Raw genomic sequence first — 22,132 nt, 5'->3', positions numbered from 1 at the left:
CCTATAGGCGAGGGGCTCTTTGGTCAAGGCGTGTTACAGCTGCTCTAACTTGCTGATTGGGCTGGGGATTTTTTATCCCCATGGCGGTGTGACGAAGCGTCGCCGCGGGGGGAGGGGTTCGTCGCCGGGGACGGTTCGCCTCGCGCCCTTTCCTCCGGGGGCGGCGCCATCCATATGCAGGCGATGACGATGAGAGGCAGTGAGCGCGGGACGGGTCGGGGACGCAGCAAGGGGCCGGAGGCCCGGGCGGGGGCTCCGACCGACAAGGCCGAGGATCCCAATACCTTCGCGGCCCTGGCCGATCTGACGCGGCTGGTCGGGCGGTCGGGCGCGCCGCAGCTGCGCCTCAGGCTGATCGCCGCGATTCTCCTGACCCTGGCGGGCAAGGGGCTGGGCGTGCTGGCGCCGCTGGTGCTGGGCGCGGCGGTCAATCATCTGTCGCGCGGGCAGGGGGCGGGCGTTTCCGTCGGCCTGGGCTTCGCGGCCTTCGCCGTGGGCTGGGCCTTGGTGCGCCTGCTGTCGGCGGCCACGCCCCAGATTTCCGACGTCGTCTTCGCGCCCGTCCGCGCGGCGGCCCAGCGGCGCACGGCGGCCGAGACCTTCGCCCATGCCCTGAACCTGTCGCTGGACTTCCACCAGACCAAACGGTCGGGCTCGCTGTCGCGCACGGTGGACCGGGGCTCGCGGGCGGTGGACTTCCTGCTGCGTATCCTGGCCTTCAACCTGGTTCCGACCGTGGTCGAGCTGGCGCTGGCGGCCAGTGTGCTGGGCGGCAAGTACGACTGGCGATTCGCCGTCGTCGCCGTCGTGGTGGTGGTGGTCTACACCGGCCTGACCTTCGGCGTGTCCAACTGGCGGATCGAGCACCGGCGGGTGATGAACGCCGCCGATTCGGAAGCGGCGGGTTTGGCCGTCGACGCCCTTCTCAACTACGAGACGGTCAAGTCGTTCGGTGCCGAGGCGCGCGCCGCCGAGGGCTACGATCGGGCGCTCGGCGCCTATAATGTCGCGGCGCTGAAGGCGAACACCTCTCTCGCCCTGCTGAACGGGGTCCAGGCCCTGATCATGAACGTCGGGCTCGGCGTCATGGCGGTCATGGCCGGGTTCGAGGCCGCCGCCGGCCGGATGGGGCCCGGCGACGTCACCGCCGCCGTCCTGATCATGATCTCGCTGTACGCCCCGCTGAACATCCTCGGCTTCGCCTATCGGGAAATCCGGCAGTCCTTCATCGACATGGAGGAGATGCTGAAGATCACGCGCCAGACGCCTCAGGTCGCCGATGCGCCGGGGGCGCCGGACCTGCCAAAACCTGAGGACGCGCGGGGCGGCTCGATCGCCTTCGAGAGCGTGTCCTTCCGCCACGACGCCCGCGCCAACGGGCTGGAGGACGTCGATTTCTTCGCCCCGCCAGGCACGACGACGGCGCTTGTCGGCCCCTCGGGGTCGGGCAAGTCGACCATCGTCAAACTGGCGCTAAGGCTGCTGGACCCGCAGTCCGGCCGGGTGCTGATTGACGGTCGCGACCTGCGCGACGTGACCCAGTCCTCCTTGCGTCAGGCGGTGGCCCTGGTGCCGCAGGACGTGGCCCTGTTCAACGACAGTCTGAGGGTCAACATCGCCTTCGCCCGCCCCGATGCGGACGAGGCGGCGATCTGGGCGGCGGCGGAGGCGGCGGAGCTGGCGGACTTCATCCGCAATCTGCCGGACGGCATGGACACCAAGGTCGGTGAGCGCGGTCTGAAGCTCTCGGGCGGCGAGCGTCAGCGGGTCGGCATCGCCCGCGCCCTGTTGGCCGATCCCTCGATCCTGATTCTGGACGAGGCGACCAGCGCGCTCGACAGCCGCACCGAGGCCGCGATCCAGAAGACGCTTCGGAAGGCCCAGGCCGGCCGCACGACCCTGGTGGTCGCCCACCGGCTGTCGACCATCGCCGACGCCGACCAGATCCTGGTGCTCAAGGCCGGGCGGATCGTCGAGCGCGGCGCCCACCACGAACTGGTGGCCCGGGTCGGCGGGGAATATGCGGCGCTGTGGAAAAAACAGACGCGCGGCGCGCGGGCGGCGCGGGCCGAGGTCCTGCCGGTCGACTAGACGGGATCGGCTTCGGGCGTTTCGCCGTCGGTTTCGCCTTCGGCGCCCGGGATCTTCTTGGCGATGACCTGTTTGAGGCTGTCCAGCACCTGAGCGCGTTCCGCGACGGCCTCGGGCGCCAGGCTCATGATCAGCTGCATCGACTGGGCGTGGACGGTGACGATTCGCCAGTCGAACCGTTCGGGATCCTGGGCGGCGTCGATCAGGTCGCACAGGCCGGCGGCGACGGTGCACAGGTCGAACAGTTCGAAGGGCCCGGCCGCGTCGATGACGGCGCTGGCGATCTCATAGGCGTTTTCCATCCCGGCGCGGACGGCGTTGGCGACCGCGCGATCCGGTTCGGGCAGGGCGGCCAGCGCGGCGACGCGTTCGGCGACGATGGTCTGGCTCTGCGCCTGAAGGGTCTCGAGGTTGGCGCGCGCCTGGGCCAGGGCCACGCCGACGCTGATCCCGCCAGCCTGGTCGATCATCGCCGAGAGGCGCGACTTCCGCTCTTTTCTGAGGACGACGACCATCAGATGGGCTCCGCGGTTTCGATGGCCTCGGCGAGGGAACGGGCCTTCTTGTTGTTGAGCGCGATCATGTCGGAGCGTCGTTCGTTTCGGTCGCGCGGGCGGCCTTCGCGGGTGCGGCGATCAGGACCCTTGTAGTCTCCGACTTCAAGGAAGGGACGGGTGTCGCGAGCGACCCAGATGAGCCGTTCCAGCAGGCTGGAGGGGCTGAAGGGTTTGGTGACCAGATAGTTGGCCCCGCAGTCGCGCACGTCGCCGACCTTGGACTTGCGCACGTGGGCGGCGGTCATGATGATCGGGATATAGGCGTTGGGCTCCAGGCCCGAGTTGCGCACCCAGCGGACCAGCTCGTGGCCGTCCATGCCGGGCATTTCGCAGTCCACCAGCATGAGATCGACCTGGTGATCCCCGAGGACCTTGATCGCGTCGGCGGCGCTGAAGCAGGAATAGCGGACCTGAATACCGAAACCCCGCAGCGCGAGGGTCGTCAAATCCAGCCCGAAGGGCGAATCGTCGACCACCATGGTCACGGCATTGCTGAGATTGAACACAGCGCTTTCGCGCAGGTTCTCATTGAAGCTGCTGCTCATGGCCGGGGGGCTGCCTGTTTCACTACCGCAAGGTGTCAGGCGGCGGTGGACAAGCGGTTAACGGAAGGTGTCGCGAACCCCGTAAGCTTGGCTTTAGACGCCGGCGCGGCCGATGGCGTAGAAGCGGTCGGCGCGTTGCTTGCGCAGTTGGTCGGGAGACAGACCTTCGAGGGTTTTGAGCTCGTCCGCCAAGGCCGCGCCGACGGCCTTGATGGCCGCTTCCCGGTCCGCGTGTGCGCCGCCCAGGGGTTCGTCGATCAGGCGGTCGACGATCTTCAGCGTGATCAGGTCGGGGCCAGTGATCTTCATGGCCATGGCCGCGTCCTTGGCCCGGGCGCCGTCGCGCCAAAGGATGCCGGCCGCGCCCTCGGGCGAGATCACCGAATAGATGGAGTGCTCCAGCATCAGCACCCGGTTGGCGGCGGCGAGGGCGATGGCGCCGCCCGATCCGCCTTCGCCCGTCACCGTGGTGATGAAGGGCACGCCCAGGATCAGGCCGCGCTCGGTCGAGCGGGCGATGGCCTCGGCCTGACCGCGTTCCTCGGCGCCCAGGCCTGGATAGGCGCCGGCGGTGTCGACGAACGACAAGACGGGCAGACCGAAGCGGTCGGCCAGATCCATCAGGCGCACGGCCTTGCGATAGCCCTCGGGCCGCGCCATGCCGAAATTGTGGGTCAGGCGAGTGGCGGTGTCGTGGCCCTTCTCATGGCCCATGACCACCACGGCCTGGCCGTTGAAGCGGGCGAGGCCGCCGAGGATGGCCTGGTCGTCGCCGAACTGGCGGTCGCCGCGGAGCTCGACATAGTCGGTGAACAAGCCGTCCAGATAGTCGACGAAGTGGGGACGCTCGGGGTGGCGGGCCACCTGGGTCTTCATCCACGGGTCGAGACCGGCATAGGTCTTCTTGCGCAGCTGCTCGGCCTTCTTGCGCAGGCCGGCGATCTCGGTGTCGAACGAGCCGGAGGTGGAGGCCAGCAGCCCCAGTTCCTCGATCTTCTCCTCGAGTTCGGCGATGGGCTTTTCGAAATCGAGGTAATGCGTGGCCATGTGGCGTCCGGATGGGCGAGCGGGGAGAGGCCGCCCTTGAGAAGCGGCGGAACCTAGAGCCGGTAACGCTTCGCGGCAAGCGGGGTTCAGTCAGGTTTGTTGACCCGGCGGCAGGATCAACTTCGGCGGGTTCTCAGTCGTCCTGTGCAAGCGGATGGTGCCGGTTGACCACCTGGGTCAGGCGGTCCGTGGCGACGTGGGTGTAGATCTGGGTGGTGGCGATGTCGGCGTGGCCCAGCAAGGTCTGGACGACGCGCAGGTCGGCGCCGCCTTCCAGCAGATGGGTGGCGAAGGCGTGGCGCAGGACGTGGGGGCTGACCCGGGCCGGGTCGATGCCGGCGTCGATCGCCGCCTGATCCAGCTGCTGGGCGAAGCGGCGGGGCGTCAGATGACCCTCGGCGCCGGTCGAGGGGAAGAGCCAGGAACTGTCCGGACCCTTCTTGGGCTTCCTGGCGTCACGAACCTCCAGCCAGGCTTTCACCGCCTCGCGCGCGGCGCTGTTCAGCGGGGCCAGTCGTTCCTTGCCGCCCTTGCCGCGAACGATCAACCAGGCCGGGTCGCGCCGCACCGCCTCGACCTTGAGCGCCAGTAGCTCCGAGACCCGCAGGCCCGATGCATAGGCCAGCTCCACCAACGCCAGCATCCGCGTGGCGCCCGCACTGTCGTCCTTGCCCGCCGCGGCCAGCAGGGCCTCGATCTCATCCCGGGACAGGGTCTTCGGCAGGGGGCGGCCCTGTTTGGGCGCATCCAGACGGCGCGAGGGATCGTCCGCCCGCCAGCCTTCGCCCAGCGCAAATCGATAGAACTGCCGCACCGCCGAACGTCGCCGCGCCGCCGTCGCCGCCGACAGGCCGCGCAGGGACAGGGAGGCATACCAGTCCTCGATCGCCGCCTCATCGGCCGCGATCAGCCCGCCTTTCCCGACCCCCGCCTCGGCGTCGGCCAGGTCGCGCGCATAGGCCGACAGGGTGTGGGGCGAGGCGTCGCGCTCGACCGCCATCATCTCCAGAAAGGCCTCGATCTGCGGCGAGGCGGGGATGTCGCTCATGCTTTTGCGCTCAAGCTTTGGCCATCAAGGTCTGGCGACACCGGTCGCATCGTGTAGAGGATCGACGGGTTATGCCTTCGCCGTCCGTCTCTCCGAATCCCGATGCTCTGAAGCGTCATGACCGCACCATAGCCCTGGTGGGGCTGATGGGCGTGGGAAAATCCACGGTCGGGCGGCGGCTGGGCCAGAGGCTGGGCCTGCCCTTCGCCGACGGCGACGACGAGATCGAGGCGGCCGCGGGCATGACGGTCTCGGACATCTTCGCCCGGCTGGGCGAGGCCGAGTTCCGCGACGGCGAGGCCCGGGTCATGAAGCGGCTGCTGGAAGGCCCGCCCATGGTGCTGGCGACCGGCGGCGGGGCGATCCTAAACGCCGACACCCGCGCCCTGCTCAAACAGCACGCCATCACCGTCTGGCTGAGGGCCGACATCAAGATCATCGCCGCCCGGGTCGCCCGGCGTGACACGCGGCCGTTGTTGCGCGGCAAGGATCCGGCCGAGGCCCTGACCGCCATGGCCGAGGTTCGTTATCCGGTCTACGGCCAGGCCGATGTGACCGTCGACGTCGGCGGCGGCGCCCATGCCGAGGCCGTCGAGGCCATCGTCCGGGCGCTGGATGCTTATCGCGCCGACACCAGCGTCGGGCAGGGCGGACAATGACCGATTTCCCCGTGACCGTGGTTCCCGTCGGCGGCGGCGCCTTCGCCCCCTATGACGTGGTGGTCGGACGCGGCCTGCTGGCCTCGGCGGGCCAGCGGATCGCCCCCCTGACGCGCGGCCGAACGGTCATCATCAGCGACGAGACGGTGGCCGCCCTGCATGGCCCGGCCCTGTCAGCTTCCCTGTCGGCGGCGGGCGTGCGCAATGAGATTATCGCGGTGCCGGCGGGGGAGGGCTCCAAATCCTTCTCCGAGCTGGAACGGCTGATGGACCGGCTGCTGGAGACCGGGCTGGACCGCAAGGATGTGGTCGTGGCGCTCGGCGGCGGCGTGGTCGGCGATCTCGCCGGTCTGGCGGCGGCCCTTTATATGCGCGGCATCGACTTCGTTCAGGTCCCGACGACGCTTCTGGCCCAGGTCGACAGCTCGGTCGGCGGCAAGACGGCCATCGACACGCCGCGCGGCAAGAATCTGGTCGGCGCCTTCCACCAGCCGCGTCTGGTCCTGGCCGACATCGATGTCCTGGCCACCCTGCCGCCGGTGCAACTGCGTTCGGGCTGGGCCGAGGTGCTCAAGCACGGCCTGATCTGCGATGCGGCCTTCTTCGACTGGCTGGCAGGTGAGGGGGCAGCGGGCGCGACCGGCGATCCGGCCGCCCTCGAACGCGCCGTGGTCCGTTCGGTCGAGATCAAGAGCGGTATCGTCGGAGAGGACGAGAAGGAGGCGGGGCGTCGCGCCCTGCTCAACCTCGGCCACACCTTCGGCCATGCGGTCGAGGCCGAGCTCGGCTTCGAGGAGGCGGCCCTGGCCCATGGCGAGGCCGTGGCGCTCGGCTGCGTCCTGGCCTTCCAGTATTCGGCCCGGCTGGGCCTTTGCGACCCGGAGGAGGTCGCGACGGTCGATGCGGCCATCGCCGCCGCCGGCCTGCCGACGCGTCTGAAACAGGCGGGCGACTTCACCGCCGACGCCCTGATCGCCCGCATGGCCGGGGACAAGAAGGCCGAGGGCGGACGGCTGACGCTGGTTCTGGCCCGCGCCATCGGCGACGCCTTCGTCGAGAAGACCGTCGATGCGGCCGACCTGAAGGCCTTCCTGCAGGAAGAGGGCGCGTCGTGAAGATCGAGGCCGTGGTTCTGGAGGACGGCTTCGTCCGGCTGGAGCCCTTGATCCCCTCTCTGAAGGACGAGATGCGCGCGGCGCTGGATTGCGACGCCCCGTCCTGGGATATCATGGTCGGCGCCGGATACGGCGCGCATTTCGACGGCTGGTGGACCTCGGCGATGGGCGCGATGGCCGCAGGAAACCGCGTCGCCTGGGCCGTGCGCCGCAAATCGGACGGCGTTCTCGTCGGTACGACCAGTCTGTATGAGATCAAGCCCGAGCACCGCCGCTGCGAGATCGGCTCGACCTTCTACCGGCCTGAAGCGCGGGGAGGGGCGATCAATCCGGCCTGCAAGCGGCTGCTGCTGGATCACGCCTTCTCGGCGGGCGCCGTTCGGGTCGAGATCATCACCGACGCCGTCAACGCCGCCAGCCAGGCCGCCATCCGCAAGCTCGGCGCCCGCGACGAGGGCATCCTGCGCAAGCACAAGATCACCTTCACCGGCCGCATCCGCGACACGGCCCAGTTCGCCATCCTCGACGAGGACTGGCCCGCGGTGCGTGAGGGTCTGGACGCGCGGCTGGCGGCCTTCGCCTAGTCCACCGCGCGGCAGTCGGTGGGCTGAAGCCCGTCGGCGGTCCAGGTGGCCATGACGCCCTTGCCGCGCAGTTCATAGGCGCTGGCCCGGTACCAGAGGCCGTCGGCGGCGCGTTCCTGGAACAGGTCCACGGCCTCGCCATTGTTGTTGCGCACCGTGGCCATCTGGCGGGGGTTGTCGAAGTCGACGGTCAGCCGCTCGCCGTTGTTGCACAGGTAGACGGTGCGGACGACGCGGTTCAGGGCCCGGTCCTGGACCTCGGCGCCGGTGCGCTGGCGGGCGGTCTGGGCCTCGATGGCGCGTTGTTTGACCTCATCGCCGCTGGTCGGGGCCGCCCGGGGCTCCTTGCCGCAGGCGGCCAGGACGGCGAGGGCCGCCAGACCGCAAAAGATGATCGACTGCGGCAGATCCGGTCTGGTCAAGAAATCAGCCCTCCAAGGCAACGCTTGGACGGCTAACGCCGGTTCTACCCTCGCGTTCCCGCGCGGCGCTTTCGGAAGAAGTCGCGGAGCATCTCCCCGGCCTCGGCGGCGTCGGGGCCGGCCTCGGCGACGGGGCGCCAGTGGCAGGTCGGCTGGTCGAAGATTTTCGGCCCGTGGATGACCCCGCCGCCCTTGGGATCGTCCGCCGCCCAGACCACCCGGCCGATTCGGGCATGGCTGATGGCTCCCGCGCACATGGCGCAGGGTTCCAGCGTCACATAGAGGGTCAGGCCGGTGAGGCGATAATTTTGCAGTGCGGCGCCCGCCCGCCTCAGCGCAACGATTTCGGCGTGTGCGGTGGGGTCATGGGCCGCTACGGGGCCGTTTTCGCCCGTAGAGACCACTTCGCCGGTCGATTCGTCGACGATGACGGCGCCCACGGGAACCTCGCCCGCGTCCGCCGCCGCTTGCGCAAGGTCCAATGCCATGCGCATGAACCGCTGATCATGGCCCGCCATACCGACGACAACGACAAGAAGCCCCGCCCCAGTCAAGAGTTGAGGGCGCACAAACCCGGCGACCGGCCGAAGAGCGGCGCCGCGCGCCCCGGCTCGGCCAGCGCCAAAGCCTTCACGACCGAGAAGAAGGAGCCCGGCTCCGGTGGCAAGTCCTTCGGTGGCCGGGCCTATGCGGCGGACAAGGGCGCGCGCCCTGAAAAGCCGATCAAGGGCAAACGTTATTCCGCCGACGACAAGGGCGCGGCAGGGAAGGGCTTCGGCAAGGGCCCCGGCAAGGGCCCCGGCAAGGGCAAGGACGCCAGGGCCGAGCCTGAAGCGCCCCTGCGCAGCGAACGGATCGCCAAGGCCATGGCCCGCGCCGGCATCGCCTCGCGCCGCGAGGTCGAGCGGCTGATCGGTCTGGGCAAGGTGGCGGTCAACGGCCGCATCCTCGACACGCCCGCGACCCTGGTGACCCGCGACGACGTCATCACCGTGGACGGCAAGCCGATCGCGGCGGTGCAGGCGACCCGCGTCTGGCGCTACAACAAGCCCGTCGGCCTGCTGACGTCGCACGCCGACCCCAGCGGCCGTCCGACCGTGTTCGACAGCCTGCCCGCCGGCCTGCCGCGCGTGATCTCCGTCGGCCGTCTGGACATCAATACCGAAGGCCTGCTGCTGCTGACCAACGACGGCGAGCTGAGCCGGGCGCTGGAGCTGCCGAACACCGCCCTGGTGCGCCAGTACCGGGCCCGCGCCCGTGGCCGCATCACCCAGGCCACGCTCGACACCCTGAAGGACGGCGTCACCGTCGACGGCGTCCGCTACGGCCCGGTCGAGGCGACCATCGACAAGGCCAAGACCAATGAGGACGGCGGCCAGTCCGCCAATCTGTGGATCAGCGTACAGATCACCGAGGGCAAGAACCGCGAGGTCCGCAAGGTGCTGGAGTCGGTCGGCCTGACCGTCAACCGCCTGATCCGTCTGGCCTATGGCCCGTTCCAGCTCGGCACCCTGCCGACGGGCGCGGTCGAGGAGGTCGGTCCGCGGGTCATCCGCGAACTGCTGGGCGAACATATCCGTCCCGAGAACCTGCCCCAGGGCAACACCGTCCAGACCCCGGTCCCCGTGCCCGGCCGTCGCGGCGGCATGCCGCTGGTCACCGGCAAGTCGGGCTCGGCCATCTCCGATCCGTCGCGCAAGCCCAGCCGCGTCCGCGCCGCCGAGACTGCCGCCGCCGAGGGCGCTGAGCGCGCCGACCGTCCGGCCAAGAAGGCCGGCTGGGCCAAAGCCGCGCCGAAGTTCGAGCATCCGAAGAAGAACTTCACCCCGCGCGCCCGTCCTGAAGGCGAGGCCGCGGCGACCGGCGAGCGCCCCAAGCGTCCCTTCAAGCCGCGCGAGGACAAGATCATCGGTCCCAAGTCCTCGACCTGGGCCCGCGATGCGGGGCGTGACGGCGACAAGCCGAAACGCGACTTCAAGCCGCGTGGCGAGGGCCGGCCTTCGGGCGGGGCTCGTCCGTCCGGAACCAGCGGCCGTCCCGCGGGCGCCGGCAAGCCGTCGGGACCGCGCAAGCCGCGAGGCTGACGCCTTCTTTAATTGACGATGGGGCGGCGGCGCCGGAACTTCGTGTTTCCAGCCGTCGGGGGACGCCATGACCGATCACACGCACGAACTCGTTCACAAGGGCGATCCCGGCCTCGACCGGCTGCTGTTCTTCTCGGACGGCGTCTTCGCCATCGCCATCACCCTGCTGGCCATCGAGCTGCACGTGCCGCACGGCTGGGATGGTCACGCCGCGACCCTGTTCCGCGAAAGCTGGCAGATGCTGGCCGCCTTCGCCCTCAGCTTCGCGGTGGTCGGTATCTTCTGGAACTCGCACCGCCGGCTGTTCCTGGGCATGCAGCGGTTCACCGTCGGTGTGTTCGTGCTGAACCTGATCCTGCTGGCCGGCATCGCCCTGATGCCGTTCGCCTCGGTCCTGCTCTACTCCCCGCCGGTGACCATCGAGACCTTCGGCCTCTATCTGGGGCTGGTGTCGGCCATCGGTCTCGCGAACGGTCTGGCCCAGGGCTATGCCTATTTCATCGCCGACGTCGTGCGGCCGAAGCGTCCCTTCGCCTTGCGGCTGGCGGCGACCCTGATGCAGACCTTCATGCCCGCCGCCTGCTGCGGTCTGGCCCTGGCCCTTTCCGTCGGGGCGCCACTCTGGATCGTCGGCCCGCTGGCGGCGGTGGTGGCCGGTCTGGTCGGCTTCCTGATCTGGGCCCAGCGTCGCGCCGCCGCATGAGCCCCGCCGAATGAGAATCGTCGCCGGATCGCTGAAGGGCAGGGCCATCGTCGCGCCCGAGGGCAGGAACACTCGCCCGACCTCCGACCGCGCGCGGCAGGCCGTGTTCAATGTGCTGGAGCACGCCTCGTGGGCCGAGAGCCTGCAGGGGATCCGGGTCATCGACGTCTTCGCCGGCTCGGGCGCCCTCGGCTTCGAGGCCGTGTCGCGCGGCGCGAAATTCTGCCTGTTCGTCGAGACGGACGAGGCCGCGCGCGGCGCCATCCGCGACAATGTCGAGGCCTGGCACCTGTTCGGTTCCACCCGTGTGCACCGGCGCAGCGCCACGGAGATGGGGCCGCGCCCCGGTCCGATCGCCGAGGCCTTCGACCTGGCCTTCCTCGATCCGCCCTACGGCAAGGGGTTGGGGGAGCAGGCCCTGGCCTGTCTGGCCGACGGGACCTGGCTGAAGCCGGGCGCACTGGTCGTCTATGAACGCGGCTCCGACGAGCCCGAGATCGAGACGCCCGGCTATGAGCGTCTGGACGCACGCGACTATGGCGCCGCCCGTGTGCTGTTCCTGCGCCGCGAGAGCTGAAAAAGCCGCTTGACCCTCACGCCGCGTGAGGCCCGATAGAGGCGTCCATGCGGAACGACGCGCGCAACAGAACCTATACCGTCAGCCAGCTGGCGCGGCTGTCCGGAACCTCGGTCCGGACGCTGCATCACTATGACGAGATCGGCCTGCTGAAGCCCGCGTCGGTCGGCGAGAACGGCTATCGCTACTACGGACGCGAGGAACTGCTGCGGCTGCAGTCGATCCTGGTCCATCGGGAGTTCGGCATCGCCCTGGGCGATATCGGTGTCCTGCTGGACAGCGCCGGCTTCGACCGTCTGGAGGCGCTGCGTGCGCAACGGGAACGGATCGAGGCGGAAGCGGAGCGCTATCGCCGGCTGGCCCGGACGATCGACCGCACGATCGCCGAACTGGAAGGACGAGACACCGTCATGGACAAGCAACTCTACGAGGGCTTCAGCCCGGAAAAGCAGGCCGAGTACGAGGCCTGGATCATCGACAAATACGGCGAACAGGCCAAGGCCCGGATCGAGGCCGGGCGTGAGGCCATGAAAGCCATGTCGCCCGGCCAGCAGCAGGACTGGATGGCCGAGGTCGCCGAACTCGAGGGCGATCTGGCGCGGGCGATGGGGCAGGGGATGGCGGCGGACAGCGCAGGCCTCGACCCGATCCTGTCGCGCCACCACGCCTGGGTCGGCCGGACGTGGAAGACCCCGCCGACGGCTACGGCCTACGCCGGGCTGGCCGATCTCTATTCGACCAATCCGGAGTTCCGCGCCCGCTACGAAGGGATCGCACCCGGGCTGGCCGACTGGATGGCTGCGGCAATGAAGGCCTACGCGGGTCGGGCGTTGGCGGACTGAACAGTCGCCGTTCGGGGTTGTCGGAGCTCATCTGGCGGCCCCGAAGGGCATTTCGGGCGTCAAAGCGTGCGGTATTTTAATACCGTATATAGAAAATCGAATAAAATCAGACATATAAGGCGTATTCGCGCATTCAATGCGCATTGACGCCCGTCATCCCTTCCTCTATCAGCGCGCCTTCCGTTCGTTCCGGCATCTGCAGGAGCGGGCCAACCCGTTTCGTCTATCCCAGGAACCTCGAAAATGCTGAAGAGCACTACGGCTGCCTTGAAGCCGTCCGAGGTCGAGAGGAAGTGGATCCATATCGACGCTGAAGGCGTCGTCGTGGGCCGCCTCGCGACCTTCATCGCCATGCGCCTGCGTGGCAAGCACCTGCCGACCTACACCCCGCACGTGGACTCGGGCGACTACATCGTCGTCACCAACGTCGACAAGGTCGTGTTCACCGGCAAGAAGAACACCGACAAGATCTACTACCGCCACACCGGTCACCCGGGCGGCGTGAAGTCGACCACCCCGGCCAAGGTGCTGGGCGGCCGCTTCCCGGAACGCGTTCTGGAGAAGGCTGTCGAGCGCATGATGCCGAAGGAAAGCCCGCTGGCCCGTTCGCAAATGACGCACCTGCGCCTGTTCGCCGGCGCGACGCACGACCACGACGCCCAGCAGCCCGAAACCATCGACTTCGCCGGCCGCTCGGCCAAGAACACCCGGAGCATCTGAGCATGACCGACGTCACTCAAGACACCGCCACCGGTTTCGACGCCCTGAAGGGTCTGTCCGCCACGGCCGAGGCCGCTCCGGAACACGTCCAGAAGCTGGACGCCCAGGGCCGCGCCTATTCGACCGGCAAGCGCAAGAACGCGATCGCTCGCGTCTGGGTCAAGCCGGGCACCGGCAAGATCACCGTCAACGGCAAGGACGTCGCGGTCTACTTCGCCCGTGAAATCCTGCAGATGATGGTCGCCCAGCCGCTGACCGTCACCGACCGCGTCACCCAGTTCGACGTCGTCTGCACCGTCGAAGGTTCGGGCCTGTCGGGCCAGGCCGGCGCCATCCGCCACGGCCTGTCGCACGCCCTGACGCACTACGAACCGGCCCTGCGCCCGGTCCTGAAGCCGCACGGCTTCCTGACCCGCGACAGCCGCGTCGTCGAGCGCAAGAAGTACGGCCGCGCCAAGGCCCGCCGTTCCTTCCAGTTCTCGAAGCGTTAAGCCGTTTCGCGAAAGCGATTACGAAACGGGGCGCTTCGGGAAACCGGAGCGCCCTTTTTCTTTGGAGGCGAAGATGTCGGACGAGGAAAAGATCGTACAATCCGCCACGTCGTTTGACGATGAAGCTCAAAAAAGAATCGTCAATCAGGCTTTCGAATTGTGGATCAATCCAGAGATTGAACGCAGGGCAAACGCGGGGCTGTTACAGGTTCCTGTAGAGTTATACATGGCCCAAGTCGTGTGGCCTGACGATAAATCTATCTCCGTACGTCTCAATGAAGAAGTTAAGGGTGTTGCGTGGACAAGAATGGGTCGCCCAATTGAAAAGGGAGATCCTGTTCTAGTTTCCGATCTATCTGGATTTGCTGGATTCGAACTTGAGGATGATGAGCTCGATTTTGCTCATATGACGCTCATGTTTAATGGTCATGGCTGGGCGGTTAGTTTTAATTTTTTGAGAAAAAGAGCCAGAGCCCAGGCTCTTCTGGAGAAGGCTGATCAATTTCTAGTTGCTGCAAAGGATGCTTTTGGTCGTAATCATTCGGCCGTAGTCGTTGAGAATTTGTACGGCGCCTGTGAGTTGTCATCGAAGGCAGATCTACTTACCAGTATGATGGTAGATGATGATACAAACCACAGGGCTATACATTCGGCGATAAATCAGCAGGGCAAGCTAGGAAATGTTGATGGAGCTTTTGTAAGTCTGTTCAATCGACTGAGCAGGCTTCGGCCATTTTTCCGCTACGCTTCCGCAACTTCAGAGGACTTGCCTGTCAGCCAAGACGATTTGGATCTGGCGCATGCCTTCATTGATGGGACGCGGTCAAAGGTTCGGCGCCTCCAGAAGGACGATCTCGAGGGCGATCCGCTTGTGAACGTGATCAGGATTTCTCAATGACCCACACCATCTTCATCGACGGCGAGGCCGGCACCACGGGGCTGGAGATCCGGCAGCGTCTGGAAGGACGCACGGATCTGGAGTTCATCTCCCTGACCGGCGACCGGCGCAAGGATCCGGCGGCGCGGCGCGAGGCGCTGAACGCTGCTGACGCAGTGATCCTGTGCCTGCCCGACGAGGCGGCGAAGGAAGCCGTCGCCATGATCGACAATGCGACGACCCGGGTCATCGACGCCTCCACGGCTTACCGGGTCGCCGAGGGCTGGACCTATGGCTTCGCGGAGATGGACGCGGGTCAACGCGCCGCCATTGCCGCCTCGACGCGGGTCAGCAATCCCGGCTGCTATCCGACCGGCTTCATCGGCCTGATGCGGCCGCTGGTGAAGGCGGGTATCGTCCCGGCCTCGGCCTTCGTCACCGTCAACGCCGTCTCGGGCTATTCCGGCGGCGGCAAGTCGATGATCGCCGAGTTCGAGGGCCCCGAGAAGAACAAGGCGCCCGCCTTCCGCGCCTATGGCCTCAGCCTGCATCACAAGCACGTCCCCGAGATGACGAAGCACACGGGCCTGGCCAACGACGTCCTGTTCGCTCCGGCCGTCGGGACCTATCGCCAGGGCATGCTGGTCGAGATCCCGCTGCAGCTGTCGGCCCTGCCGGCGACCTCGGTCGAGGTCATCCACGGCGCCCTGGTCGAGGCCTACGCCGGCCAGCGCTTCGTCGAGGTCGCGGACCTGGAGACGACCGAGGCCATGACCGGCATCGACCCCGAAGGCCTGAACGGCACCAACCGCATGCGCCTGCACGTCTTCGGCGACCGCAACGGCCATCAGGCCCGACTGGTCGCCCTGCTGGACAACCTCGGCAAGGGCGCCTCCGGGGCGGCGGTGCAGAACCTGAATATCATGCTGGGTCTGCCGGAAGAGACCGGGCTGAGCTGACATCGCGTCTCCTCCCCCTGCGTGGGGAGGAGACCTTGAAACCTTTCGCCGATCGGCGGCGTACTTCGGATCATGACCCAATCGATCCGGATCCCGCGCCGTTCGCTGCTGACAGGCCTCGGCGCCCTGTCGCTCGGAGCCGCCCTGGCCGGAAAGGCAAGCGCGGCCGCCGATCCGTTCGCGTCGTCGCCTTTCCGCCAGACGACCGATGCCCAGTGGCGAACCCGCCTGCCGGGGCTCAGCTATGACGTTCTGCGTCATGAGGCGACCGAGCGGCCGTACTCCAGCCCGCTGAATGACGAGCACCGCGCCGGGACCTTCGTCTGCAAGGCCTGCGACCTGCCGCTGTTCCTGTCGGCCTGGAAGTTCGACTCAGGTACCGGCTGGCCCAGCTTCTTCCGCGCCAACCCGGCCAATATCGCCACGAAAAGCGACTTCGCCATCGGTATTCCGCGTACGGAGTATCACTGCGCCCGCTGCCTCGGGCACCAGGGCCACGTCTTTGATGACGGTCCTGCCCCGACCGGCAAACGTTACTGCAACAACGGCGTCGCGCTGACCTTCAAGCCGGGCTGACTTCGGGAGTCTGGCAAGCCGGGTTGACGGCTACTGCCAGCTGCGGGCCTTGATCGCGGATTCGATCGTCGCGCCGGTCATGACCGAGGCGATGATGACGAACAGGCCGTAGTCGTGGCCGACCCAGAACACCGGCACGGCGGCCAGCAGCATGACGATCAGGGGAAAGACCCCGGCCATGGCCGCCGTCGAGGGCTTGTCCGGGTGGATCATCGGCGGGGTCATCCGCTTCAGCTGACGCTGCATCAGCGCGTTGCCGACGACGTAGCCGACGATGCAGATCGCGGCCATCAGCGGATATTTGACCTCTCCGCCCGCGCCGGCCTCGCCATAGACGACCGTGGTGAGCAGCAGCAGGAGCAGGGAGATGGACGTGCTGATCGCCAGCAGGATGTTCGGTTCGATACGCTTCAAGACTGCACTTTCACATAGGCGCCGGGCGCCGGCTCGATGGGCTTGAGCGGCCCCTTCGCGGGATCGCGCGCCGGAATCTGTTCGCCCGACCGCTCCTTAAGCCACGACGCCCAGTGGTTCCACCAGCTGCCGGGATGTTCTTCGGCGCCCGCCCGCCATTCGGCCAGGGTCGCGGGCAGGGCGGCGTTGGTCCAGTGCTGATACTTCTTCGCCGTCGGCGGGTTGATGATCCCGGCGATATGGCCAGAACCGGCCAGGGTCAGGGTCACGTCGGCGTTCCGGAACGCCCGCGCCGAGCGATAGACCGAGTTCATCGGCGCGATGTGGTCCTCGCGGCTGGCGACGAAATAGAGGGGCAGGGTCACATCGGCCAGGTCGACCTTGATCCCGCCGATCTCGAACTCCCCCTTCGACAGCCGGTTCTGGCCGTACATGGAGCGCAGATAGTCCATGTGCAGGGCCTTGGGCATCCGCGTCTGGTCAGCGTTCCAGAACAGCAGGTCGAAGGCGGCCGGCGACTTGCCCATCAGATAGTTGGACACGAAGAACGACCAGATCAGGTCGTTGGCGCGCAGGGCGTTGAAGGTCTCGGCCATGGCCGCGCCGGGCAGGACCCCGCCGGCCTCGTCCATCTGGGCTTCTATGCTGGTCAGCCAGTGTTCGTCGGTGAACAGCAGCAGGTCGCCGGCCTCCTCGAAATCATGCTGGGCGGCGAAGAAGGTAGTAGCGGCGACACGGGTGTCCTTCTTCGCGGCCATATGAGCCAGGGCCGCCCCCATCAGGGTGCCGCCGATGCAGTAGCCGACGGTGTTCAGCGTCCTGGAGCCAGTCTGCTCCAGCACCTTCTCGACCGCGCGATAGATGCCTTTCTCAAGGTATTCGTCGAAGCCGAAGCCGGCCTTGTCCTGATCCGGATTGACCCACGAACAGACGAAGACAGTGAAGCCCTGCGCCGACAGCCAGCGGATCAGCGAGTTCGCCGGCTGCAGGTCCATGATGTAGAATTTGTTGATCCACGGCGGGAAGATCAGCAGGGGCACGGCGTACTGCCGGTCCGTGGCGGCGTCGAACTGGAGCAGTTCGAACAACTCGTCGCGCCAGACGACCTGGCCAGGGGCGGTGGCGACGTTCTCGCCGACGACGAACTTGCCGTAGTCGGCCTGGCTGATGGCCAGCTTGCCCGCGCCGCGCTCCAGATCGGCGGCGAAGTTCTGCATCCCCTTCACCAGGGATTCGCCATTGGTCTCGGCCATGGCCTTCAGTGCCACCGGGTTGGAGGCGAGGAAGTTCGACGGCGAGAAGGCGTCGGTCAGCAGCTTGGTGAAGAATTCGGCCCGGCGGCGCGTCATCGGGTCGACGTCCTCCACCGAGGCGATCAGGCCGTTCATCCAGTCGGAGGTGACCAGGTACGACTGACGCATCATGTCGAACATCGGGTTCTCGGACCATGCCGGGTCCTTGAACCGCTTGTCGGGGCGATCGCTCGCCGAGGGGGCGACCGTCTCGCCCGCCGCGCGGCGGCTGGTCGTGGCCCACAGGTCCATATAGCGGCTGAACAGATCGGCCTGGGCGCTGAACAGCTTGTCCGGGCGGGCGGCCAGACTGGTCATGACGCTGGTCATGGCCGGGCCGACGTTGAAGGGGTCGGGCGACAGGGCGGCGGGGCGGTCGGCCTGGCTCAGGGCGGCCTCGGCGATGGCCGACTGGGCGGTCATGGCGGCCTTGGCGATGTTCATCGACAGGGTTTCCAGCGCCTGCATCTGATCCGCGCCGGGCATGACGAAGGGATTGGCGGCCTCGGGGTCGGGACGGGCTTCCGGCTTCGCCTCGGGCTTCGCTTCGGGCGGGGGAGGGGCGGCGGCCTCCACGACCGGCTCCATGATCGCCTCGGCGGCCTTCTTCGCCCGGGGGCGCGGCGGCTTGGCCGAGGTGGGGCGACCGGCCTTGCGAGGCGCCTTTTCGGGCGCGGGAGCCGTCTCAGCCTTGGTCGGTCGCTTGGCCATCGGGGGTCCTTCGGCGTTTCCCGGCGCGGGGGACTACACGCCGCCCTTCCGCCGAATGCGATCATGGCATATGACCGGCTCTGAAATGAACGCTCGCGTTGTGAAAAAGATGATGCGGCCGATGCTTATGGCCTCAGCCGCTCTCGGACTGGCGTCAGGCCTGTCCGCCTGTGTCGCCTCCTTCGATCCGGAGACGGACGCCAGCTCGCCGCTGGCCCCGCGCGTCCAGGCCCTGGTCGACGCCAACCGCACCTATCCGCGCTGGGAGGACTTCCCGCGCTCGTCCGAGCCCGTGCCTCCGCCCGCCCAGGTGGCCCAGCAGGTCAATACCTTGCGCGCGACTGGCGGGGCCCTGGCCAATGAGGTTTCGACCCTGCAGTGGACCAACGGCGACCCGGCCGCGCTGGAGCGCGACGTCGCCGCTCGCATCGCCGCCACCCCGGTCTCGCCCGACGCCGCCCGCACCGCCGCCGAGCTGGACGCCTATGCCCAGGCCCTGCGCGACCGCGCCAAGGCCCCTCCGCCGATCGGCCGCACGCCGGCTCCGCCGCCGCAGCAGGCGCCCCAATAGCCGTCACGGACGGAAGTTAGTCTCGCCCGGACCCTAGATCCGGGGATCATGCTCCTCAAGGAGACTGAAGCCATGGCCGACACGGCCCCCTTCGACACCCGGCCGCTGGATCAGCGCCGCATAGTGACGACCACCGAAATCCCGTTTTCCAGCCTCGCCGCCGACGCCGTGCGGGTGACCGAGGCCGCCGCCGTCGCCGCCTTCGCCCAGATCGGCCGTGGCGACGAGATGCAGGCCGACCAGTTGGCCGTCGACGCCATGCGCACCCAGCTGAACCGGCTGGAGATCGACGGCCTGATCGTCATCGGCGAGGGCGAGCGCGACGAGGCGCCCATGCTCTATATCGGCGAGGCCGTGGGCACGGGGCGCGGCCCCGCCATCGATATCGCCCTCGATCCGCTGGAAGGCACCACCCTGACGGCCAAGGCCATGCCGGGCGCCCTGTGCGTCCTGTCGATGTCGGCCGGCGGCGGCATGCTGCACGCCCCCGACACCTATATGGACAAGATCGCCATCGGCCCCGGCTATGCGCCCGGCACGGTCGATCTGGACATGAGCCCGGCCGAGAACGTGCGGTCGCTGGCCTCGGCCAAGGGCGTCGATCCGCGCGACATCACCGTCTGCGTGATGGACCGGCCGCGCCACTCCGAGCTGATCGCCGCCCTGCGCGAGGTCGGGGCCAAGGTCATGCTGATCGGCGACGGCGACGTGGCGGGGGTGATCCATACGACGGATCCGGAGACCGGCATCGACCTCTATCTGGGTTCGGGCGGGGGGCCGGAAGGGGTGCTGGCCGCCTCGGCGCTGAAGTGTGTCGGCGGCCATTTCCAGGGGCGGCTGCTGTTCCGCAACGACGACGAGCGGGCCCGCGCCCACCGGATCGGGATCACCGATCTGAACCGGAAGTACGACCTGCATGAGATCGTCTCGACCGACGCCGTTTTCGCCGCCACCGGCGTGACCGGCGGGGCCCTGCTGGACGGCGTCCGTATCGAGCGCGGTCTGGTCAGCACCCATACGGTGGTGATGGACTCCTCGACCCACACCGTGCGGCGCATCCGCACGACCCGGCCGCTGTAGTGGCCGACGGGGGAATCCCTTCGGGCGGCATCAGCCAGTTCCTTGATGTCTCGCGCTCGCTCTCGGGCCGGGCCTGGCGGCAGCGCCCGGCCGAGCCCTCGGTCACCCGCGCCCACATGCAGGCCCTGGGTCTCGACGAGCCCCTGGCCCGGGCCCTGGCCTCGCGCGGGGTGCGGGCCGATCAGGGCGCCGACTTCCTGACCCCGACGCTCAAGGCCCTGTTCCCCGACCCGTCCAGCTTCATGGACATGGACGCGGCCGCCTCGGCCATCCTCGACGCCCTGACGGCGGGATCAAGCATCCACGTCTTCGCCGACTATGACGTCGATGGCGCCTCCAGCGCGGCCTTGCTGGTGCGCTGGTTCCGGGCCATGGGCTCCGACCTGCCCATCTATGTCCCCGACCGCATCACCGAGGGCTATGGCCCCAGCGCGAAGGCCTTCGACACTCTGAAGGCCTCGGGCGCCGATCTGGTCATCACCGTCGACTGCGGCGCGGCGGCCAACGAGGCCGTGGCCCACGCCAGCGCTATCGGTCTGAACGTCGTGGTCATCGACCACCATATGATGCGCGAGGAGCCGCCGCTGTGTCTGGCGGTCGTCAATCCGAACCGGCCGGGCGATAACTCGGGCCAGGGCAACCTGGCCGCCGCCGGCGTGGTCTTCGTGCTTCTGGCCGCCCTGAACCGCGAGGCGCGGGCGAGGGGACTCTTCGCGGACCGCGAGCAGCCCGACATCCGCCAGTGGCTGGATCTGGCCGCCATGGGCGCCGTCTGCGACGTCACCGGCCTGACCGGCTTCAATCGCGCGCTGACGGGTCTGGGCCTGCGCGTCATGTCGGACTGGAAGAACCCCGGCCTCAAGGCCTTGCTGGCCGCCGCCAAGGCGGAGGAAGGGCCGGCCAAGACCAATCACGCCGGCTTCATCCTGGGACCGCGCATCAATGCGGGCGGCCGGATCGGCAAGTCGGACCTCGGCGCGCGTCTGCTCTCCACCGACGATCCGGAAGAGGCGAGGGCGATCGCGGAGGAGTTGGACGCCCTGAACATCGGCCGCCGCGAGATCGAGCGTCAGGTGACGGAAGAGGCCATCCGCCGCGTCGAACAGACCGGCGCCCATGACGACGGCTCGGCCGTGGTCGTGGTCGCGGGCGACGACTGGCACCCGGGCGTGGTCGGGATCGTGGCCGGACGTCTGCGCGAGCGTTGGCGCAAGCCCGTCATCGTCATCGGCGTCGACGCCGTGAACGGCATCGGCAAGGGCTCGGGCCGGTCCCAGCCCGGAATGAACCTGGGCCGCGCCATCCAGGCCGCTTGGAATGAGGGCCTGTTGATCGCGGGCGGCGGCCACGCCATGGCGGCCGGGCTGACCGTGAAGACCGACGGCATCGACACCCTGCGGAACTTCCTCAACGACCGGCTGTCCGGCGAACAGGTCGAGGCCGAGGTGCTGGACCGGGTCGAGATCGACGCCCTGATCGAGCCCGGCGGCGCGACCCGGACCCTGTTCGAGACCTTCGAGCAACTGGCCCCCTTCGGCCCCGCCAACCCCGAGCCCCTGTTCGCACTGGCCGGCGTGCAGGCGCGCGAGCCGGTGGCCATGAACGGCGGCCATGTGCGCTGTCGTCTGGTCGGGGCGGACGGCGCCTCGGTGCGCGCCATCGCCTGGCGTTGCGCCGATCTGCCGCTCGGCAAGGCGCTTCTGGCGGGGCAGGGAGGCTTGAGCGTTGCCGGTCGTCTGAAGGCCGACGACTGGAACGGCCGCCGCGGCGTCCAGTTCGAGATCGAGGACGTCGCCGACCCCCGGATGGCCTCCTGAAACAATCCCCTGGCGGAGCGACAGATTAGCTGTTGCGCGCTCCGAAATCGGCGGCTATATCGCCCGCTCTCGCGCAGCGGTCCCTTCGTCTATCGGTTAGGACGTCAGGTTTTCAACCTGAAAAGAGGGGTTCGACTCCCCTAGGGACTGCCACGCGGACCTCCGGAAATCGGCGGCTTACATCGACTGCTCTCGCACAGCGGTCCCTTCGTCTATCGGTTAGGACGTCAGGTTTTCAACCTGAAAAGAGGGGTTCGACTCCCCTAGGGACTGCCAGCGAACCTCCCAGACATTGCCTGACGAGACCTGACCGTTTTTGCGCGGAAGCGGGAAAGTCGTGTCTTTTCAGC

At 67.9% G+C, this 22,132-nt stretch carries 24 protein-coding genes and 2 tRNA genes; 18 read left to right on the top strand and 8 right to left on the bottom strand.

The window, feature by feature from the left end; translation table 11 throughout:
- Positions 1-189 precede the first annotated feature (189 nt).
- Positions 190-2,091 carry an ABCB family ABC transporter ATP-binding protein/permease gene (locus tag ACW172_RS19740; protein WP_492033084.1) on the top strand — a complete coding sequence of 634 codons (1,902 nt, stop codon included), beginning with the start codon at positions 190-192 and terminating at the stop codon, positions 2,089-2,091.
- Here ACW172_RS19740 and ACW172_RS19735 read toward each other — a convergent pair.
- From ACW172_RS19735 to ACW172_RS19720, 4 genes are all read right to left on the bottom strand, one after another.
- Positions 2,088-2,606 (bottom strand): chemotaxis protein CheE, encoded by a 519-nt coding sequence (locus tag ACW172_RS19735; protein ID WP_492033083.1) that lies wholly within the window; start codon positions 2,604-2,606, stop codon positions 2,088-2,090. The genes ACW172_RS19740 and ACW172_RS19735 overlap by 4 nt on opposite strands.
- The gene (locus ACW172_RS19730; protein ID WP_492033082.1) at positions 2,606-3,193 is read right to left on the bottom strand and encodes a response regulator; all 588 of its coding nucleotides are present in this window, start codon (positions 3,191-3,193) and stop codon (positions 2,606-2,608) included. The genes ACW172_RS19735 and ACW172_RS19730 overlap by 1 nt, the downstream gene beginning before the upstream one ends.
- A gap of 93 nt (positions 3,194-3,286) precedes the next feature.
- Positions 3,287-4,240, bottom strand: coding sequence for an acetyl-CoA carboxylase carboxyltransferase subunit alpha (locus tag ACW172_RS19725; RefSeq protein ID WP_492033081.1), 954 nt, complete (start codon positions 4,238-4,240; stop codon positions 3,287-3,289).
- Positions 4,241-4,373: 133 nt separating this feature from the next.
- Complete coding sequence (locus tag ACW172_RS19720) at positions 4,374-5,288, bottom strand: site-specific tyrosine recombinase XerD (protein ID WP_492033080.1); 915 nt, start codon at positions 5,286-5,288, stop codon at positions 4,374-4,376.
- Positions 5,289-5,359: 71 nt separating this feature from the next.
- Here ACW172_RS19720 and ACW172_RS19715 point away from each other — a divergent pair, with 71 nt between their 5' ends.
- Genes ACW172_RS19715 through ACW172_RS19705 form a run of 3 tightly spaced genes read left to right on the top strand, consistent with a single transcriptional unit; the run spans position 5,360 to position 7,646 of the window.
- Positions 5,360-5,947 carry a shikimate kinase gene (locus ACW172_RS19715; RefSeq protein WP_492033079.1) on the top strand — a complete coding sequence of 196 codons (588 nt, stop codon included), beginning with the start codon at positions 5,360-5,362 and terminating at the stop codon, positions 5,945-5,947.
- On the top strand, positions 5,944-7,062 hold the full coding sequence (gene aroB / locus ACW172_RS19710) for a 3-dehydroquinate synthase (protein ID WP_492033078.1): 1,119 nt from the start codon (positions 5,944-5,946) through the stop codon (positions 7,060-7,062). Before ACW172_RS19715 ends, aroB begins: the two co-directional genes overlap by 4 nt.
- Positions 7,059-7,646, top strand: a complete 588-nt coding sequence (locus ACW172_RS19705; RefSeq protein ID WP_492033077.1) for a GNAT family N-acetyltransferase — start codon at positions 7,059-7,061, stop codon at positions 7,644-7,646. The genes aroB and ACW172_RS19705 overlap by 4 nt, the downstream gene beginning before the upstream one ends.
- Here ACW172_RS19705 and ACW172_RS19700 read toward each other — a convergent pair.
- Both ACW172_RS19700 and tadA read right to left on the bottom strand, forming a co-directional pair.
- The gene (locus ACW172_RS19700; protein ID WP_492033076.1) at positions 7,643-8,068 is read right to left on the bottom strand and encodes an MliC family protein; all 426 of its coding nucleotides are present in this window, start codon (positions 8,066-8,068) and stop codon (positions 7,643-7,645) included. The two genes, ACW172_RS19705 and ACW172_RS19700, sit on opposite strands and share 4 nt — an antisense overlap.
- 44 nt (positions 8,069-8,112) lie before the next feature.
- Entirely contained in the window at positions 8,113-8,562 is a 450-nt protein-coding gene (gene tadA, locus ACW172_RS19695) for a tRNA adenosine(34) deaminase TadA (RefSeq protein WP_492033075.1), read from the bottom strand.
- Between the two features lie 12 nt (positions 8,563-8,574).
- Between tadA and ACW172_RS19690 the strand changes: the two genes are divergently transcribed.
- The 9 genes from ACW172_RS19690 (at position 8,575) to msrB (ending at position 15,897) form a co-directional block, all read left to right on the top strand.
- Complete coding sequence (locus ACW172_RS19690) at positions 8,575-10,152, top strand: pseudouridine synthase (protein ID WP_492033074.1); 1,578 nt, start codon at positions 8,575-8,577, stop codon at positions 10,150-10,152.
- A 67-nt stretch (positions 10,153-10,219) separates the two neighbouring features.
- On the top strand, positions 10,220-10,855 hold the full coding sequence (locus tag ACW172_RS19685; RefSeq protein WP_492033073.1) for a TMEM175 family protein: 636 nt from the start codon (positions 10,220-10,222) through the stop codon (positions 10,853-10,855).
- Between the two features lie 10 nt (positions 10,856-10,865).
- Positions 10,866-11,432 carry a 16S rRNA (guanine(966)-N(2))-methyltransferase RsmD gene (rsmD, locus tag ACW172_RS19680; RefSeq protein WP_492033072.1) on the top strand — a complete coding sequence of 189 codons (567 nt, stop codon included), beginning with the start codon at positions 10,866-10,868 and terminating at the stop codon, positions 11,430-11,432.
- Positions 11,433-11,479: 47 nt separating this feature from the next.
- Entirely contained in the window at positions 11,480-12,274 is a 795-nt protein-coding gene (locus ACW172_RS19675) for a MerR family transcriptional regulator (protein WP_492033071.1), read from the top strand.
- Positions 12,275-12,517: 243 nt separating this feature from the next.
- Positions 12,518-12,994: a 50S ribosomal protein L13 gene (gene rplM, locus ACW172_RS19670; RefSeq protein WP_492033070.1), complete on the top strand. Its 477-nt coding sequence runs from the start codon at positions 12,518-12,520 to the stop codon at positions 12,992-12,994.
- A 2-nt stretch (positions 12,995-12,996) separates the two neighbouring features.
- Positions 12,997-13,485, top strand: coding sequence for a 30S ribosomal protein S9 (rpsI, locus tag ACW172_RS19665; RefSeq protein ID WP_492033069.1), 489 nt, complete (start codon positions 12,997-12,999; stop codon positions 13,483-13,485).
- Between the two features lie 73 nt (positions 13,486-13,558).
- Complete coding sequence (locus ACW172_RS19660) at positions 13,559-14,383, top strand: hypothetical protein (protein ID WP_492033068.1); 825 nt, start codon at positions 13,559-13,561, stop codon at positions 14,381-14,383.
- Positions 14,380-15,321 carry an N-acetyl-gamma-glutamyl-phosphate reductase gene (gene argC, locus ACW172_RS19655; protein WP_492033067.1) on the top strand — a complete coding sequence of 314 codons (942 nt, stop codon included), beginning with the start codon at positions 14,380-14,382 and terminating at the stop codon, positions 15,319-15,321. The genes ACW172_RS19660 and argC overlap by 4 nt, the downstream gene beginning before the upstream one ends.
- Positions 15,322-15,393: 72 nt before the next feature.
- A complete protein-coding gene (msrB, locus tag ACW172_RS19650) occupies positions 15,394-15,897 on the top strand; it encodes a peptide-methionine (R)-S-oxide reductase MsrB (protein ID WP_492033066.1) in 504 nt (167 codons plus the stop codon).
- A 30-nt stretch (positions 15,898-15,927) separates the two neighbouring features.
- On the opposite strand, the gene ACW172_RS19645 is transcribed toward msrB, so the two are convergent.
- Positions 15,928-16,311 (bottom strand): hypothetical protein, encoded by a 384-nt coding sequence (locus ACW172_RS19645; protein WP_492033065.1) that lies wholly within the window; start codon positions 16,309-16,311, stop codon positions 15,928-15,930.
- Complete coding sequence (phaC, locus tag ACW172_RS19640) at positions 16,308-18,314, bottom strand: class I poly(R)-hydroxyalkanoic acid synthase (protein ID WP_492033064.1); 2,007 nt, start codon at positions 18,312-18,314, stop codon at positions 16,308-16,310. The genes ACW172_RS19645 and phaC overlap by 4 nt, the downstream gene beginning before the upstream one ends.
- 121 nt (positions 18,315-18,435) lie before the next feature.
- On the opposite strand from phaC, the gene ACW172_RS19635 reads away from it, so the two are divergent.
- The 5 genes from ACW172_RS19635 (at position 18,436) to ACW172_RS19615 (ending at position 22,058) form a co-directional block, all read left to right on the top strand.
- Positions 18,436-18,885 carry a hypothetical protein gene (locus ACW172_RS19635; protein WP_492033063.1) on the top strand — a complete coding sequence of 150 codons (450 nt, stop codon included), beginning with the start codon at positions 18,436-18,438 and terminating at the stop codon, positions 18,883-18,885.
- Between the two features lie 72 nt (positions 18,886-18,957).
- Positions 18,958-19,965, top strand: coding sequence for a class II fructose-bisphosphatase (gene glpX / locus ACW172_RS19630; RefSeq protein ID WP_492033062.1), 1,008 nt, complete (start codon positions 18,958-18,960; stop codon positions 19,963-19,965).
- Entirely contained in the window at positions 19,965-21,782 is a 1,818-nt protein-coding gene (gene recJ / locus ACW172_RS19625) for a single-stranded-DNA-specific exonuclease RecJ (protein ID WP_492033061.1), read from the top strand. The genes glpX and recJ overlap by 1 nt, the downstream gene beginning before the upstream one ends.
- A gap of 78 nt (positions 21,783-21,860) precedes the next feature.
- A tRNA-Glu gene (locus ACW172_RS19620) sits at positions 21,861-21,935 on the top strand.
- Positions 21,936-21,983: 48 nt separating this feature from the next.
- Positions 21,984-22,058: transfer RNA gene (locus ACW172_RS19615), tRNA-Glu, on the top strand.
- The last annotated feature ends 74 nt before the right edge of the window (positions 22,059-22,132 follow it).

It is taken from the genome of Brevundimonas sp. ALps5 (assembly GCF_058681645.1).
This window is presented reverse-complemented; position numbering and strand designations above follow the sequence as displayed.

What these genes read in the sequence shown, in the direction of transcription:
- ACW172_RS19740 (WP_492033084.1), top strand. Translation starts at nt 190, where the DNA reads ATGAGAGGCAGTGAGCGCGGGACGGGTCGGGGACGCAGCAAGGGGCCG.
- ACW172_RS19735 (WP_492033083.1), bottom strand. Translation starts at nt 2,606, where the DNA reads ATGGTCGTCGTCCTCAGAAAAGAGCGGAAGTCGCGCCTCTCGGCGATG.
- ACW172_RS19730 (WP_492033082.1), bottom strand. Translation starts at nt 3,193, where the DNA reads ATGAGCAGCAGCTTCAATGAGAACCTGCGCGAAAGCGCTGTGTTCAAT.
- ACW172_RS19725 (WP_492033081.1), bottom strand. Translation starts at nt 4,240, where the DNA reads ATGGCCACGCATTACCTCGATTTCGAAAAGCCCATCGCCGAACTCGAG.
- ACW172_RS19720 (WP_492033080.1), bottom strand. Translation starts at nt 5,288, where the DNA reads ATGAGCGACATCCCCGCCTCGCCGCAGATCGAGGCCTTTCTGGAGATG.
- ACW172_RS19715 (WP_492033079.1), top strand. Translation starts at nt 5,360, where the DNA reads ATGCCTTCGCCGTCCGTCTCTCCGAATCCCGATGCTCTGAAGCGTCAT.
- aroB (WP_492033078.1), top strand. Translation starts at nt 5,944, where the DNA reads ATGACCGATTTCCCCGTGACCGTGGTTCCCGTCGGCGGCGGCGCCTTC.
- tadA (WP_492033075.1), bottom strand. Translation starts at nt 8,562, where the DNA reads ATGCGCATGGCATTGGACCTTGCGCAAGCGGCGGCGGACGCGGGCGAG.
- ACW172_RS19690 (WP_492033074.1), top strand. Translation starts at nt 8,575, where the DNA reads ATGGCCCGCCATACCGACGACAACGACAAGAAGCCCCGCCCCAGTCAA.
- ACW172_RS19685 (WP_492033073.1), top strand. Translation starts at nt 10,220, where the DNA reads ATGACCGATCACACGCACGAACTCGTTCACAAGGGCGATCCCGGCCTC.
- rsmD (WP_492033072.1), top strand. Translation starts at nt 10,866, where the DNA reads ATGAGAATCGTCGCCGGATCGCTGAAGGGCAGGGCCATCGTCGCGCCC.
- ACW172_RS19675 (WP_492033071.1), top strand. Translation starts at nt 11,480, where the DNA reads ATGCGGAACGACGCGCGCAACAGAACCTATACCGTCAGCCAGCTGGCG.
- rplM (WP_492033070.1), top strand. Translation starts at nt 12,518, where the DNA reads ATGCTGAAGAGCACTACGGCTGCCTTGAAGCCGTCCGAGGTCGAGAGG.
- rpsI (WP_492033069.1), top strand. Translation starts at nt 12,997, where the DNA reads ATGACCGACGTCACTCAAGACACCGCCACCGGTTTCGACGCCCTGAAG.
- ACW172_RS19660 (WP_492033068.1), top strand. Translation starts at nt 13,559, where the DNA reads ATGTCGGACGAGGAAAAGATCGTACAATCCGCCACGTCGTTTGACGAT.
- argC (WP_492033067.1), top strand. Translation starts at nt 14,380, where the DNA reads ATGACCCACACCATCTTCATCGACGGCGAGGCCGGCACCACGGGGCTG.
- msrB (WP_492033066.1), top strand. Translation starts at nt 15,394, where the DNA reads ATGACCCAATCGATCCGGATCCCGCGCCGTTCGCTGCTGACAGGCCTC.
- phaC (WP_492033064.1), bottom strand. Translation starts at nt 18,314, where the DNA reads ATGGCCAAGCGACCGACCAAGGCTGAGACGGCTCCCGCGCCCGAAAAG.
- ACW172_RS19635 (WP_492033063.1), top strand. Translation starts at nt 18,436, where the DNA reads ATGCTTATGGCCTCAGCCGCTCTCGGACTGGCGTCAGGCCTGTCCGCC.
- glpX (WP_492033062.1), top strand. Translation starts at nt 18,958, where the DNA reads ATGGCCGACACGGCCCCCTTCGACACCCGGCCGCTGGATCAGCGCCGC.